Origin of the sequence: Moraxella sp. K23 (genome assembly GCF_041154765.1) — a bacterium.
GTDB lineage: Bacteria > Pseudomonadota > Gammaproteobacteria > Pseudomonadales > Moraxellaceae > Faucicola > Faucicola tetraodonis.
Genome location: NZ_AP031595.1, coordinates 2,188,231 through 2,203,507 on the forward strand (window position 1 = coordinate 2,188,231; position 15,277 = coordinate 2,203,507).

The 15,277-nt window shown below is 44.2% G+C and carries 11 protein-coding genes and 1 pseudogene; 3 read left to right on the forward strand and 9 right to left on the reverse strand.

Translation table 11 applies throughout. The features are described from left to right. Positions 1-3: 3 nt before the first annotated feature. The 7 genes from recO to ACAM37_RS09695 all read right to left on the reverse strand — a co-directional run bounded on the left by recO (position 4) and on the right by ACAM37_RS09695 (position 6,599). Complete coding sequence (gene recO / locus ACAM37_RS09665) at positions 4-759, reverse strand: DNA repair protein RecO (protein WP_369626108.1); 756 nt, start codon at positions 757-759, stop codon at positions 4-6. Positions 760-772: 13 nt separating this feature from the next. After that, complete coding sequence (gene era, locus ACAM37_RS09670; RefSeq protein ID WP_369626109.1) at positions 773-1,822, reverse strand: GTPase Era; 1,050 nt, start codon at positions 1,820-1,822, stop codon at positions 773-775. Between the two features lie 115 nt (positions 1,823-1,937). Further along, positions 1,938-2,723, reverse strand: coding sequence for a ribonuclease III (gene rnc / locus ACAM37_RS09675; protein WP_065253827.1), 786 nt, complete (start codon positions 2,721-2,723; stop codon positions 1,938-1,940). 100 nt (positions 2,724-2,823) lie between these two features. After that, positions 2,824-3,216 (reverse strand): DUF4845 domain-containing protein, encoded by a 393-nt coding sequence (locus tag ACAM37_RS09680; RefSeq protein ID WP_159676759.1) that lies wholly within the window; start codon positions 3,214-3,216, stop codon positions 2,824-2,826. Between the two features lie 107 nt (positions 3,217-3,323). Continuing rightward, positions 3,324-4,229 (reverse strand): signal peptidase I, encoded by a 906-nt coding sequence (gene lepB / locus ACAM37_RS09685; protein WP_369626110.1) that lies wholly within the window; start codon positions 4,227-4,229, stop codon positions 3,324-3,326. Between the two features lie 8 nt (positions 4,230-4,237). Then, entirely contained in the window at positions 4,238-6,043 is a 1,806-nt protein-coding gene (gene lepA, locus ACAM37_RS09690; protein WP_065253830.1) for a translation elongation factor 4, read from the reverse strand. 190 nt (positions 6,044-6,233) lie between these two features. Continuing rightward, on the reverse strand, positions 6,234-6,599 hold the full coding sequence (locus tag ACAM37_RS09695) for a zinc ribbon domain-containing protein YjdM (RefSeq protein ID WP_100274163.1): 366 nt from the start codon (positions 6,597-6,599) through the stop codon (positions 6,234-6,236). 227 nt (positions 6,600-6,826) lie between these two features. On the opposite strand from ACAM37_RS09695, the gene ygfZ reads away from it, so the two are divergent. After that, a complete protein-coding gene (gene ygfZ / locus ACAM37_RS09700; RefSeq protein WP_095356708.1) occupies positions 6,827-7,555 on the forward strand; it encodes a CAF17-like 4Fe-4S cluster assembly/insertion protein YgfZ in 729 nt (242 codons plus the stop codon). 139 nt (positions 7,556-7,694) lie between these two features. Here ygfZ and ACAM37_RS09705 read toward each other — a convergent pair whose 3' ends face one another. Continuing rightward, positions 7,695-9,035, reverse strand: a complete 1,341-nt coding sequence (locus tag ACAM37_RS09705) for a BaiN/RdsA family NAD(P)/FAD-dependent oxidoreductase (protein WP_369626111.1) — start codon at positions 9,033-9,035, stop codon at positions 7,695-7,697. 379 nt (positions 9,036-9,414) lie between these two features. Between ACAM37_RS09705 and acs the strand changes: the two genes are divergently transcribed. Next, the gene (gene acs / locus ACAM37_RS09710; RefSeq protein ID WP_368891823.1) at positions 9,415-11,364 is read left to right on the forward strand and encodes an acetate--CoA ligase; all 1,950 of its coding nucleotides are present in this window, start codon (positions 9,415-9,417) and stop codon (positions 11,362-11,364) included. A 243-nt stretch (positions 11,365-11,607) separates the two neighbouring features. Here acs and ACAM37_RS09715 read toward each other — a convergent pair. Beyond that, positions 11,608-12,595: pseudogene (locus ACAM37_RS09715) on the reverse strand (IS5 family transposase). A gap of 119 nt (positions 12,596-12,714) precedes the next feature. Here ACAM37_RS09715 and ACAM37_RS09720 point away from each other — a divergent pair. Further along, positions 12,715-15,090: an FdhF/YdeP family oxidoreductase gene (locus ACAM37_RS09720; RefSeq protein WP_369626112.1), complete on the forward strand. Its 2,376-nt coding sequence runs from the start codon at positions 12,715-12,717 to the stop codon at positions 15,088-15,090. Positions 15,091-15,277: the final 187 nt, after the last annotated feature.

The window sequence follows — 15,277 nt, forward strand, 5'->3', positions numbered from 1 at the left end:
AGCTTATTGATATTGGGTAAGCTGCTGCCAAAGTTCTCGGCTTTGCAAGGTTTGATAATTGAGTAAATTATCCATCAAATGGCGGTGCATCGCACTGATGCTATTGACCAATTGTTTGGCTAAATCAAAATCTTGTTGCATCATTTGGTTAAACATCGTTTCATCTTGCAAACATTGATACCAAGTTAGCAGCTGCTCACCTGTTAATGCTATGTCGGTTTTATCCAAGGGTAAAACTGGCATAAATCCCTGCTGTAGTTGGTATTGATAATGCTGCGATAGGATTATTAAATCCCCTAACGCATCTTTAGCAAAATCGAACCCATAGCCTAATTGTTCAAACAATACATTTTCAAAGCGTCTTAAATACCACTTTAAACGGGTCATATCATATGGCGATTGCGCTGGGTCGACAAACAGCGTTGCCATGTTTGCAACGCACTGCTGGTATGCTTGCCATATCTCAGCAAACGGCTCTTCAACAGGCAATAGTTTTTGCAAAATTTCATTGAGATACATGCCTGCATACAGGCTTTGTCCGGTGAGGATAATGTGATTTTGCAAAATCTGGCTTTGACTAAAGGTTTTTAGGCTATTTTTACCATTGCCAAAAAATTGTATGGGGATAAATAGCGGTAAGTTTTTTTTACCGATACCATGTACTACGCCCCATTCTTCACTAAACAGGTAAATTAAACTACGGCTTTCACCATACGGCTTTTGGTGCAGAATATAACCTGTTAGCAGTTGATTGCGCATAGTAGCCTATAGCCTAGTAGCCCAAGCTCGTTAGCGCACGCTCATCATCTGACCAGCCTTTTTTGACTTTCACCCACAGTGTTAGCATCACTTTTTTATCAAACATTTTTTCCATGTCTTGGCGCGCTTCGATGCCGATTTGTTTGATTTTTTCGCCTTTATCACCGATGACAATCACCTTTTGACCTTGACGCTCGACAAAAATCGTGGCATCGATGAAGGTCACGGCTTTACGCCATTTGCCTGTTTTTGGGTCTTGATGCGCGGGCTCATCCTTAAAGGTATCAATTTGCACCGTTAAATCGTAAGGAATCTCATCGCCCGATGCGCGCATCACTTTTTCACGAATGATTTCACTGGCTAAAAAGCGTTCTGAACGGTCAGTGACTTGCTCTGCATCATAGATTGGTGCTGCAATTGGTAAGTGCTTACCGATGACTCGTACTAGCTCATCTAAGTTATGCGCCCGTAATGCAGATACGGGCACGATATCACTAAATACTTGGGTGTCATGCAGTTTTTGTAGTAGCGCGAACAGCTGAGCTTCGTCCTTAATGGTGTCGCTTTTATTAATCACTGCAATCACAGGGACACCCAAATTTTGCACTTTGGCAAACACCAGCTCATCATCTTCCACCCATTTTAGGCTATCAATCACAAACAATACCGCATCAACGTCTGCCAAAGCCGAGGTTGCGGCTTTATTCATACGCTCATTGATAGCGCGCACTTCGCGGCCATGGATACCTGGGGTATCAACAAAAATTGCTTGTAGTTGCTCGTTGGTCAAAATTCCCATAATGCGATGGCGGGTGGTTTGGGGTTTTCGCGAGGTAATCGACAATTTTTGACCCAACACATGATTCATTAACGTTGATTTACCCACGTTTGGACGTCCGACAATGGCTACATAACCCGTGCGAAAATCCACTGCGCGCACGGGCGCTGCTTCACTTTGCCCACTGAAGAATTGACTGATAACATCCTGGTTGTTGTCCGCTGATGGATTGTCGACAGCTGGGTCAGTGGTTGTTTGTTGGGTAGCGTCTGCTTGGTTAGACATAAAGTGGGATCTCAACATTGGTTTAAAGGGTACAAATTATTGTAGAATAGTTTTGAGCAAATTTCAGTAAGCATTTCAGCAAATTTGGGTGTTGACGGTATGGCAGGTCGGCAAATTAGCGCAGCGGGGGTAACAAATCACTGATTTTAGCCAGCATGGCTTCGGCGCAGCGCTGCTCGGCAATACGGCGACTTTCCCCTTGTGCTGTGACTAAAGCTTGGGTCGGTGCTATGGGTTTGGCGGTTTTATTGTCAAAAACAATGTCGACTTGGCAGCTGACCACAAAAATTTGATTGGGGGCATTGCCAATGGTTTCGGTCACTTCATAGCGGGGCAGCGCAAGTTGGTGTGCTTGCAACAGCTCTTGTAAACGGCTTTTGGCATCTTTTAGCACTTTTTGTTCTTTCACTTTTTCGAACAAATCTTCAAACCACGCCAGCACACAAGCCTTAACCGTATCAAAATTTTGACTATCAAGATAGATGGCGCCAATCAAGGCTTCAACGCTATCTGCCAAGATTGAGGCGCGTTGACGACCGCCACCTTTACGCTCGCCCACCCCTAAAATCAAATAATCTGACAAATTGAGCTGCTTTGCGATAATCACCAAGGTTTCTTCGCGCACAAGCGATGCACGTAAGCGACTGAGCCGACCTTCATTATAGTCGGGATAGCGCAAAAACAAGGCCTCTGCGATGATCACACCGAGCAATGCATCTCCCAAGAACTCTAATCGCTCGTAATTGTGTTCGCTATCAAATGAGCGATGCATGAGTGCCATAATGGGTAAATTCACATTATCAAACTGATAACCCATTTGATAAAACAGCGCGGTTAATTGACGCACTTGTGGCGGTAGTTTTTTGAGATTAAAGGTAGGGATAGTGATTGGTAAATTCATCTGCTTCAAATTGTTAGAAAAGTATTCGCCATTTAAATCATCACATGGCTATCACTTACTTAAGATTGGGGCTACAAGCTCAATAACTAATAACTAATAACTATTGCTTGGCGACTTTGGCATCTTCTGCGCTAATGGTATCTTCAAAGCGATTGACGATATCGACGTTACCTAAAAAGTTGCTTGCTTCATCGTATGTCAGTTTCACTGACATCGCACCTGGCGTATTATCCACCACTTCCACGACGTCCTCTGCCTTTTGGCTGAGACCGTTAATATTCCATTGGGAATTGACGTTACCTAAAAAATCTTTGACACTTTCTTTGTTGTCATTGGACTTTTTGAGTTCAAAAGCCAACGATTTTTTGAGTTGGTAGTGACCGACTTGGGCAGGGATAATAGCTAAACCGAGTTTGGCACACACGACGATGAGTACAATCATAATCACGATACCCGTGACGCTGGCGCCGCGCTGATGACTTGGTAGGTTCATGCCGTATTCTCCTTTTATCATCGCTCAAGATAGGTTAATGTAAGCTTTAGTTAATTAAATATTCTCAACAACAAAGGCTTTGATATCCAATTTTTTAAAGCAAGCGGTTAGTGTATTGCGCCATTGCGATTAAAGGTGGGTAGACTTAATCCACTGGCTTTGTGCGTCCACACATACACGGCTTTACCCGCTAGGTTCTCATCAGGTACAAACCCCCAAAAACGACCATCAGCACTGCGATCACGGTTATCGCCCATCACAAAATAGTGTCCTTCAGGCACTTTGATTTGCCATTGTTGACCTTGGCTTACCATCAATTGAGGTGAGGCTTGCTGCAAAAAGCTGGCATATTGAAACCAATTTTTGTCACCCAAATAGCGCACCAAATGTTGATGATTGCTACTGGGCGATTCTTGCACATACTGGGCTGTTTGTTCTTCTTGATTGCCCAGTTGCGCTGCTTGTTCAGCTGTCACAAGCTCACCGGTCTCGGTTTTACCTGGCGGATAGAGCTGCGCTGTCATCTTAGGGTCAGGGGTAAAATTCGCTGGCGTGGTCGCAATCGCTTTGCCATTGACGCTTAACTGCCCGTTGTTAAAGCTCACCGTATCACCACCCACACCAATCACCCGCTTGATATAATAAATTTTTGGGTTCTCAGGATAGCGAAATACCACCACATCACCATGCTGCGGCGCGCCTAAATCAAGCACTTTGGTATTCACCAGTGGCAAACGGATACCATATGCGTATTTATTGACCGCAATAAAGTCACCCGTATACAGGGTTGGCACCATCGACGATGATGGAATATTAAACGGCTCAATCAAAAACGAGCGCACTACGAGCACAATCGCTAAAATCGGGAAAAAATCATACGCCCATCGCACCGGCGCAGTCGATTTCTCCAATCCTTTGCTTTGCTTTTGCTTTAGTACCAATTTATCCAGTAGCCAAATAGCGCCCAAAATCAAGGTCGCAGGGACAAGAATCAAATTAAAATCAAAATCCATACTTGCCTCTACGACTGATTATCCACTTTTAATACCGCCAAAAATGCTTCTTGTGGAATCTCAACACGCCCCACTTGCTTCATGCGTTTTTTACCTTCTTTTTGCTTTGACAGTAGTTTTTTCTTACGTGACACGTCACCGCCATAACATTTGGCAAGTACGTCTTTACGCATGGCTTTGACGGTACTGCGAGCAATGATTTGGCTACCAATCGCCGCTTGAATAGCCACATCAAACATTTGACGCGGAATCAATTCTTTCATTTTTTCAACCAGCTGATTACCGCGATAGCGCGCTTGCTCAGCATGGCAAATCATCGCCAGCGCATCAACTTTTTCGCCATTAATGAGTACATCTACCCGCACCAGTTTATCTGTTTCAAAGCGCTCAAAGCCGTAATCTAGTGACGCAAAGCCACGTGACACCGATTTTAGGCGGTCAAAAAAGTCCATGACCACTTCACCCATCGGAATATCAAAGGTCAACTGCACTTGCTGTCCCATGAACTTCATATCGACTTGGATACCACGACGCTCGATACATAATGTCATCACGTTACCCAAATAATCGGGTGGCACCAGAATGTGACAGCGCGCAATCGGCTCACGAAACTCATCAATCAGACCTGGGTCAGGCATTTTTGATGGGTTATCGATTTGGATAATTTCACCATTGCGTTTTTTGATTTCGTAGATAACGGTCGGGGCGGTGGTAATCAAATCTAAATCGTATTCACGCTCAAGACGTTCTTGGATGATTTCCATATGGAGCATCCCCAAGAAACCACAGCGAAAACCAAACCCAAGGGCATCAGAGGTATCAGGCTCAAAAAACAACGCAGCGTCATTGACTTGCAGTTTTTGTAGCGCTTCACGAAACGCCTCAAAGTCACTCGAATCGACAGGGAACATACCGGCATAGACTTGTGGCTTGACCTTTTTAAACCCTGGTATGCTGTCTACATCTGGGGTTTTGGCAAGGGTAATGGTATCACCCACAGGCGCGCCGCCAATGTCTTTGATACCGGCAATCACAAAGCCCACTTCACCGGCTTCTAAGATATTGGTCTCAAACGATTTTGGGGTGAATACCCCAATCGATGTCACAATATGCGTGCCTTTGGTGGATTTGATATGGATTTTATCGTCTTTTTTGAGCGTGCCTTGACGCACACGTACCAGTGACACAACGCCAAGATAATTGTCAAACCATGAGTCAATAATTAACGCTTGCAAAGGCGCATCACGGTCGCCTTCAGGCGCGGGAATACGCTCAACAATCGCTTGTAGCAAATCATCCACGCCCACGCCTGTTTTGGCAGACACGCGCGGTGCATCCATCGCTTCAATCCCGATAATATCTTCGATTTCTTGAATCACACGCTCGGGGTCCACTTGCGGTAAGTCAATCTTGTTGAGTACCGGTAATACTTCAAGACCTTGCTCAATCGCGGTATAACAGTTGGCAACCGACTGCGCTTCTACGCCTTGCGCGGCATCAACCACCAGTAAAGCGCCTTCACAAGCCGCCAGTGAACGCGATACTTCATACGAAAAATCGACGTGCCCTGGGGTATCAATAAAGTTAAATTGGTATTTGTCACCGTTTGGGTGGTTATAATACAGCGTGACAGATTGGGCTTTAATGGTAATACCGCGCTCGCGCTCAATATCCATCGAGTCAAGTACTTGCGCCTGCATTTCACGTGCTTGTAGACCACCACACATTTGGATAATACGGTCGGCAAGCGTGGATTTACCGTGGTCAATATGGGCAATAATAGAAAAATTACGAATATGAGATAAGGCGGTCACAATTACCTACTAACAAAAAAGTATATGATTAAATTTGTAGAAAAATAGCCTTATTGTAACGTATTTTTCTACAATCACCTACTGAATTTATTGTGACAGCTTTTGGGAGGTCATAAAAAAAGATAAGCTTTGGGTGTCAATGTCTGTTGTAAACACAAAGCCCCGAATAGTGCCTAAACCCTTCCCCAAACTAAGCTTTTTTGACGACGCTGGATTTGAGTTTCATGGCGCCAAAACCGTCAATTTTACAATCAATATCATGATCATCGGGCGCATCATGGAGCAGGCGAATGGATTTGACTTTGGTGCCAACTTTAATGGGCGTGCTTGCGCCTTTGACTTTTAAGTCTTTAATAACCGTCACACTATCCCCATCTTGTAACACATTGCCGACGGCATCTTTAATAACTTGTTCGCTGGCTGCTTCGGTTTCGCCCGCTTGCCATGCCTGCTGTTCTGCTTCAAAGCCACACATCGGGCAAATCAGTAAATCACCATCTTGGTACGTATAATTTTCTTTACACTTGGGGCATGGGGGACAGGCAGGTAAACTCATAGCACGCGCTCAATTATCTTAGAAAAAATTTAACAGTCGTTAAATGATGTATTGTACGCGATAAGTCACCCCAATAATAGTAATCAGCCAGCACAGACAAACCCTCTGACAAATGACCTAGTAACAGTACTTAGTCAAGCATAACCCAATAAAGCATGATTGCAGTCCGAGCTCAATTGTGCAAAACTTTGATTATAATTTTTTTAGCAAATAAAAAGAGAGCCACCATGACAGATTTCGTCGTCTTTGATATAACCGGCACCGATGCCCAAAAATTCTTGCAAGGACAATTAACCTGCAACGTCACCAAACTCAGCGACCAATTCCAAGCGACCGCGATTAGTAATCTCAAAGGGCGCGTTGCACTGGGTATTTGGATTAGAAAAATAGCGGATGACGCTTACCAAATCGTCATCAGTCAAGACTGTGCCGATGAGTTTGCCAACCATATCAAAAAATATGCGGCGTTCTCAAAACTCACCCTATCAAACCCACGTGATATTTTTGCGGTTGTTAACAATGGGTTACCTAGTTTTAGCGAATCAGAGAATGGCTCTGACACCGACGCTAACCGCAAAGCATGGCAAAAAGCGAGCATCGCTACAGGCAATTACTGGATTGTCAAAGCCACCGCAGGCTTGTGGCAACCCCAGGAGTTGCGTTTACACCAACACGGCGGCGTTGACTACGATAAAGGCTGTTATTTAGGCCAAGAAATCATTGCGCGGTTATATTTTAAGGCCAGCCCGAAAGCTTGGCTCCACCGCGTAGCAGGTACCGGTGATATACCTAACCCAGGTGAAAAAATTGGCAGTGTCGATGTGGTCAATAGCATTGCTACTGACACAGGTTTTGAAGCTTTGGTCGTCGGGCGTCCCGATGATATTGCCGCCAGTAATCTGACCATTCTTGAGTTGCCTCAAGCACTGCAACAACCGGTTGCTCGCCAGCACTAAACACCCACCAAACTTGATTAAAGTAAATGCGTTAAAATAAATCGGTTAAACTAAAAAAGGCATTTCACTGATGCCTTTTTTAACCATTTTTTTAGGTTTATCAATACTTAATCCGCTTCAAATCTAAACCATTTTATACCTAAACCACTTCGCCAGCCACAAACCCGCTTGCCCAAGCCCACTGGAAATTGTAGCCACCTAGCCAACCAGTAACATCAAGCACTTCTCCGATAAAATACAAATTCGGTTGTAACTGACTTTGCATAGTTTTTGAGGAGACTTTATCAGTAGCAACGCCGCCGCGTGTGACTTCAGCTGTACGATAGCCTTCAGTGCCTGATGGCGTCAAACGCCAAGCATTGAGCTGCTCACCAAGCTGCGTTAACTTCTCGTCTTTGATATTGGCAAGCTCAGTCTCAGCCATGTCTTGCCACAATAAATTTTGCAAAGTAGCCATCACTTTTTTAGGTAGCGCGGCCGCGCCTATCTGGTCGTTTAGCACGGTTCTGATCAGCTGTTTTGGGTGCTGTTTTTTTTGTTCGGCTAAAAATACTGCCATATCAAGGCTTGGGAACAAATTGATAAAAATCGGCTCGCCCACGTGCCAATAATTCGATAGCTGTAACATCGCAGGCCCGGATAAACCGCGATGGGTAAATAGCACGGGCAACCTAAAACTGATGCGCTCGTTAAAGGCAATGACCTCAAAACTAACCCCCGATAACGATTTAATCGCATCGCCAATCTTATCGGTAAAGGTAAAGGGTACGAGTCCTGCCGATGTTGGCACGATGGTATGCCCAAATTGCTGCGCTACTTGGTAACCAAATCCTGTCGCACCCATGGTCGGAATTGACAGCCCGCCTGTGGCGACTACCAACGATTGACAAGTTAAGGTTTGCTCGCTACTTTTTTGATGGGCTGCTTGATTAGCCTGTTGACTAGCTGATTGATTGGCAGTTAAAACAAACCCCGTATTGTCGGGTAACGCTTGGATTTGCTGGATGGTAGTTTTTAGTTGAATAGTTACTTGATTGGCACGGCATTCGTTCAGTAGCATTTGCAAAATATCATTGGCAGAGGTATCACAAAACAGTTGCCCATGCTCACGCTCATGATAGGGAATATGATACTCGCTAACCATGCCAATAAAATCCCAATTTAAATAGCGTGACAATGCTGATTTGCAAAAGTGCGGATTGTTACTTAAATAATGTTTGGGCTCAATGTCATAGTTGGTAAAATTACAGCGCCCACCGCCACTCATAAGGATTTTCTTGCCCGCTTTATTGGCATGATCTACCACCAGTACACGCCGTCCGCGCTTGCCCGCTGTCAATGCACAAAATAGTCCTGATGCCCCTGCCCCGATGATGATGACATCATACGCCAACGTGGACGGTGCGTTTGTTGACCCAGTGTGATTTTGAACCGTGTCAATCTTTGGTGAAGTATTTGATGAAGTATGTTGTTGCTGCATGATGACCGCTATTTATCAAGTAAAAGACCAAATGAGAATCCGCTTACAATAAGGATATTTGCCCAAGATCCAAAAAAATATCCTTAAAATATCCTGAGTAACATTGCAAAATTTGTGATTTTTTGCCAAACTAAGGAAAAGGCACTCTAGAATCAAGGATTAGATTGTATTGCATTTTCATAGTGAGCGGACGTTTATTGATGGCTCGTTTCATCGCTCTGTTGATAGCCCGTGTTACTGCCAGCTTGTCAATGTTAGCTTATCAACGTGAAAATGTTGTTTTTTAAGTTATGCCCGCTACCTATTTGAGCCGTTTTTCAGTTCGTAGCCATTTAGAGTATTACCCCACCAACCTACGAGTCATAACAAGGAATGTTTTATGAAGAGCTACCCTCATAGCGCTGAATTTGCTGCTAAAGCCAATACCACTCCCCAAAAATACGCCGAAACCTATCAAGAGTCTGTGGAAAATAACGAAGCGTTTTGGGCAAAACGCGCTGAATGGATTGATTGGATAAAAAAACCCACCAAAATCAAAAACGTCAATTATGATCTAAACAATTTTAGCATTAAATGGTTTGAAGATGGTGAGCTTAATCTATCGGTCAACTGTCTTGACCGTCATGTCGCTGAAAACCCTTACAAACCTGCGATTATTTGGGAAGGCGATCACCCCTCACTTCACAAAATCATCTCATACAAAGAGCTACATTCAGAAGTATGCCGCCTTGGTAGTGCACTGCGTCGTAAAGGCGTCAAAAAAGGCGACCGCGTCACCATTTATTTACCGATGATTCCTGAAGCGGCGGTTGCGATGCTGGCTTGTGCGCGGATTGGTGCGGTTCACTCATTGGTATTTGGCGGGTTTTCAGCAGACAGTCTAGCCAGCCGTATCATCGATAGCCAATCAAAAATTGTCATCACCGCTGATGAATCTGTGCGTGGCGGTAAACATACGCCGCTTAAACAAAATGTGGATCGTGCGCTAGACCATGACGGCACCGAATGTGTTGAAAAGGTCATTGTGGTGTACCGTACCGGTGAATCCATCCCAATGAGCGGTCGCCGCGACATTTGGTATCACAACTTAATCGACAATGCGTCGGAAGACTGTCCACCAGAACCAATGAATGCCGAAGACCCGCTATTTTTACTTTATACTTCAGGCTCAACTGGCAAGCCTAAAGGCGTGGTACATACCACCGGTGGTTATTTGACCTATGCGTTATCCACCTTCCGTGACGTGTTTGATATCAAAGACAATGACGTATTTTGGTGTACCGCCGATGTGGGCTGGGTCACAGGTCACACCTATGTGGTATATGGACCGCTTGCCAACGGCACAACGACCGTGATGTTTGAAGGAGTGCCGCAGTACCCAGATTGGGCGCGTATCGGTCATATCGTTGACAAGCATGACGTTACCATCTTGTATACTGCGCCAACCGCCATTCGCGCGATGATGAAAGAAGGCGATGATTACGTCCGTAAATCAAACCGTTCCAGCTTACGTCTGTTGGGCTCGGTGGGTGAACCTATCAATCCTGAAGCTTGGAACTGGTACTATAACGTGGTGGGCGAAGGACGTTGTCCGATTGTCGATACTTGGTGGCAAACTGAAACCGGGGGTATTTTGATGACGCCAATCCCCAATACGGTTGATCTTAAACCAGGCTCTGCGATGAATCCGCTGTATGGCGTCATGCCAGCGATTGTCGATGCCGAAGGTGCTGAATTAACGGGTGCTGCCGAAGGCAACTTAATCATCAAAGACAGTTGGCCAGGTCAAATGCGTACCATTTGGGGAGACCATAAACGCTTCTTAGAAACTTACTTTAGCACCTATCCAGGCGCTTACTTCACAGGCGATGGTGCCCTGCGTGATGAAGACGGTCATTATTGGATCACAGGTCGTGTGGATGATGTCTTAAACGTCTCTGGTCACCGCCTAGGTACGGCAGAGATTGAAAGTGCGTTAGTATCGCATCCTTCCGTCGCTGAAGCGGCTATTGTCGGTATGCCGCATGAGCTTAAAGGTCAAGGCGTTGCCGCTTACGTCATCTTAAAATCGGGCGAAGAGCCAAGCGAAATGCTTAAAGGTGAAATCAACCGTCATGTCCGTGGTGAGATTGGTCCAATCGCCAACTTAGACTCGCTCTACTTGGTCGAAGCATTACCAAAAACGCGCTCCGGTAAAATCATGCGCCGTATTCTGCGTAAACTTGCCGCGCATGAATTTGAAGGTTTAGGCGATACTTCAACCTTGGCAGAACCAGAGGTGGTTGATAACCTTATCAATGTGGTTAAAGCTGATAAACAGCCTGCTTAGCTTAATGGCTTACCAAAATTGAAAAAACGTCTGTAGTTACAGGCATTTTTTCATGGTTTTTTAATTGTTAGAGACCTTTGCACAAACCAGCGACTATCTCTCGACACCAATTTCAAACTCAACTAAAAACTGGAATTGGTGTTAAAAAAGCGAAAAAAGTCACCGAATTGGCATAAAAGTCTCCTAAATTGCAGTAAATTAACGTCTATTGGCTAGTTTTGCCAACCAACAGACACAATAACCCTAAGGTAGTCCGTATTTTCGCTTCAAACCTAGGGCAGTTTTTAAATTATGCACAATGCTAGCAAGCAATGTACGGGTATGAAATTGCATTAAGCCAAGATGACGAGCCTTGCTCATCCCATAATTTAAAATGACCGAATACCCGTTCTACCGTATTTCTGGTTTGGCTCTTTTGGGTATTGGTACGTTTCTGTTGTTCGGTAAGTGGTGTATTACGCCATGCCCTATCATGGATATGATTGTTGATAGGCGGTTCATGCTCGGCAAGATAGTTGTCATGGGCTTGGCTTTTATACGCACTGTCGGCGTAAACGGCAGATTCATCACCTGTTAAAAGCGTGGTAAAACATTGTGAATCATGGACATTGGCTGGGGTAGTTTGAATCTTTTTGACAAAGCTGTCTTCATCACAATTAAGATGGATTTTAAAGCCGTAGGTGGTTTTTACTTTGCCTGTGCTGTCTTTTTTACTGACGTATGCAGCTTCGTTATCTTGGGTATTGTCGGTATGTTTGCCTTTTTTAGCTCGTTTGTTTTTGGCTTCAACGATACTGGCATCAATGATGCTAACACTGCCTGCTTTGATGATGATATTTTGCTCGGCTAGTTGCTCATTGATTTGGTTGAATAAGGGTTCAATGAGTCAAAGTTCACCTAAGTGTTTGTGGTATCGCCAGATGGTGCTGTGGTCGGGTACGTTATCGGTAAGCGATAGACCAACAAAGCGACGAAATAGTAAATCTCTTGCCAGTTGTTTTTCCATGGCTGGGTCGGATAGGTTATAGAGTTTTTGTAGTAGTAAGATTTTAAACATGATGACAGGGTGAAAGGCACTTTCGCCACGATCACTGCTATGAACGTGGCGTAAGGTTTGCTCGATAGTTTGCCAGTTGATTAGGTTATGTAGTTCATCTAATTCTTTGATGGCTTTGTGAGCGTTAATGAGACTGTCTGCTAGGGAGAGTTGCCCTGTTTGTTTCCATGCTATATTGGTATCTTTCGCTATCTGGTTAATTTTACTTTATTATATCAATTTTACAAACTTTTGTTTATTTGTTCGTGCAAAGGTTTCTAATTTATCTCTCCTCAAATATTTTGGAAAACGCCATGCGATTAATGCAACCCTTCCATACGTTGACGAATCAAATTTTTGACTATGTCAATCTTCCTCATGGTTTGACTCATACCACCGATTTGAACCAAACCGATAATAAACTTGATGCGCTTATTAGGCCAGCTGGGGGTTGGGGTGCGTTGATAGCCGTGCAAGGTAATATGCGAAAGCAGCAGGCATTGACCCGTGCGCCAATCACATTATTAGACCTAAATCAGCCATTTGGCACTAAGTGCCCAAGTTGTGCATTTCCAAACGGCAAAAAAAAGCCCATTAATTTTTGTGAAAATGGGGCTAAAGCAACGGCATTTGAAACCACCAAAAAAACTGTGACGGCTGATTTTTTTGCCAAATATACCGTCACTGAACTGCTCGCGCAAAGTGATTATTTCTTGGAAAACCAAGGACGCTTGACTGAGCCTATGCAGTACAATGCGGCGACTGATGAGTACGAACCCATCGAATGGGAAGCTGCTTATCAGTTGATTGCCAGTCATCTCAATCGATTGGATGACCCGAATGAAGCTGTCTTTTATACCTCTGGTCGAGCCAGTAATGAAGCGTCGTTTTTGTATCAGTTATTTACCAAATGCTATGGCACGAACAATATGCCAGATTGCTCCAATATGTGCCATGAAGCAAGCAGTGTGGGGTTAAAAGATAGTATCGGCTTAGGTAAAGCAACCATCGTAATGGATGACTTTGAGCATTGTGACAGCGTGTGGAGTTTTGGGCATAATCCAGGTACCAATCACCCACGTATGCTAGAAACATTGGCAAATGTCGCTGAGCGTGGTGGCAAAATCATTGTGATTAATCCGCTTAAAGAGCGGGGACTTACGCGTTTTCAAGATCCAAAACGCCCAAGCCAAATGCTGACAAATGGTAGCACGCCACTTAGTCACTATTTTTTCCAGCTAAACATTGGCTCAGACTATGCGTTAATGACGGGCATACTCAAGCATTTAGATAATTGGGATCGCGAGGCACGGGATAACGTTAAAGCCACTATTTTTGATCATGACTTTATTCAAGCCCAGACCGTAGGCTTTGATGAAATGATTGCAGGGGTAAGGGCGACCGATTGGCAAACCATTTATCATATTACAGGGTTAGACGCGCAGCAAATTGAGCAACTAGCCCAGCTTTATCGAGAGAGTAAACGTCCTATTTTAACATGGTGTATGGGCATCACCCAGCATCGTCATGGTACGGACAATGTGCATATGTTGGCAAATTTAGCCTTGGTTATGGGGCATATTGGCAAGACAGGGACGGGACTTGCGCCGATTCGTGGGCATAGTAATGTTCAAGGTAACCGTACCATGGGTGTATGGGACAAGCCTTCAGATAAGCTACTTGATCAAATCGACAAAGTTTTTGGCATTAAGTCCCCTAGAGCGCATGGCTATAACGTTGTAGAGACCCTTGAAGCCATGCAACAAGGCAAGGTTAAAGTATTTATGAGCCTAGCGGGCAATTTTGCAGTGGCAACCCCCGATAAAGCACGTACAGAAGCGGGTATTCGCGGCTGTGAGTTAACGGTACAGATACAGACCAAGCTCAATCGTAGCCACTTGATTCATGGTAAAGAAGCCATTATTTTACCTTGTTTAGGACGAACTGAAATTGATAAGCAAGGCGACAATAACCAATACATTAGTATTGAAGATTCCATGTGTAATGTGGTGTTGTCACAAGGAGCGCGTCAGCCTGTTTCACATAAATTGCGCGCTGAAACTGAGATTATCGCAAGTATCGCTGCGGCTACACTTAGGCATAGCCCGATTCGTTGGGCTTGGTATGTAGAAGATTACGACCGAATTCGTAATGACATTGCTAAAGCCATTGAAGGCTTTGATAACTTTAACCAAAAAGTCTATACCAAACAAGGCTTTCATCTACCGCATCCTGCCAACCGTTATGAATGGCAGACCCAATCTGGTAAAGCCACCTTTTTCTTTACACCGTTAACCGAGATTTATGCAGATAAATTGACGGCTCAGCCCGATGATTTATTAACACTCACCAGTATCCGTTCTCATGACCAATTCAATACCACCATTTATGGGTTGGATGACCGCTATCGCAACGTTTTTGACACGCGGCAAGTAATTTTTATGAATGCTGATGATGCTGATAGATTGGATTTAAAAGCAGGTGATAAGGTGACTATCCAAAGTGAATACGGCGATGGTATTGAGCGAAAAGTCACAGGCTTTCAAGTCATTTTGTATGAAATCCCTAAAGGCAATCTAGCTATGTACTACCCTGAAGCCAATCCACTGATTGCGATGACAGATTTTGATAAAAAATCAGGCATGCCTGCCTTTAAAACCGTGTCGGTTAGGCTGAAAAAATGTGCTTAATAATCATAGGTTTGCTTAAAAAACCCTATGGATGATTGTTAAATGTAAAAGTATCATTGAATAAAAAAGTGATGATTGAAAAAACAGGCTGAAAAGTTGATAAAATAGTGACAAGTGATTTACACTAGCCATCAAATGCCCAGCCTGTTCTAGTCTATCAGGTTGCCCCAGCTTATCTAAGCGCTTG

Excerpts from the sequence above, each read along its gene's own strand:
- recO (WP_369626108.1), bottom strand. The coding sequence starts at position 759 with ATGCGCAATCAACTGCTAACAGGTTATATTCTGCACCAAAAGCCGTAT.
- era (WP_369626109.1), bottom strand. The coding sequence starts at position 1,822 with ATGTCTAACCAAGCAGACGCTACCCAACAAACAACCACTGACCCAGCT.
- rnc (WP_065253827.1), bottom strand. The coding sequence starts at position 2,723 with ATGAATTTACCAATCACTATCCCTACCTTTAATCTCAAAAAACTACCG.
- ACAM37_RS09680 (WP_159676759.1), bottom strand. The coding sequence starts at position 3,216 with ATGAACCTACCAAGTCATCAGCGCGGCGCCAGCGTCACGGGTATCGTG.
- lepB (WP_369626110.1), bottom strand. The coding sequence starts at position 4,229 with ATGGATTTTGATTTTAATTTGATTCTTGTCCCTGCGACCTTGATTTTG.
- ACAM37_RS09695 (WP_100274163.1), bottom strand. The coding sequence starts at position 6,599 with ATGAGTTTACCTGCCTGTCCCCCATGCCCCAAGTGTAAAGAAAATTAT.
- ygfZ (WP_095356708.1), top strand. The coding sequence starts at position 6,827 with ATGACAGATTTCGTCGTCTTTGATATAACCGGCACCGATGCCCAAAAA.
- ACAM37_RS09705 (WP_369626111.1), bottom strand. The coding sequence starts at position 9,035 with ATGCAGCAACAACATACTTCATCAAATACTTCACCAAAGATTGACACG.
- acs (WP_368891823.1), top strand. The coding sequence starts at position 9,415 with ATGAAGAGCTACCCTCATAGCGCTGAATTTGCTGCTAAAGCCAATACC.
- ACAM37_RS09720 (WP_369626112.1), top strand. The coding sequence starts at position 12,715 with ATGCGATTAATGCAACCCTTCCATACGTTGACGAATCAAATTTTTGAC.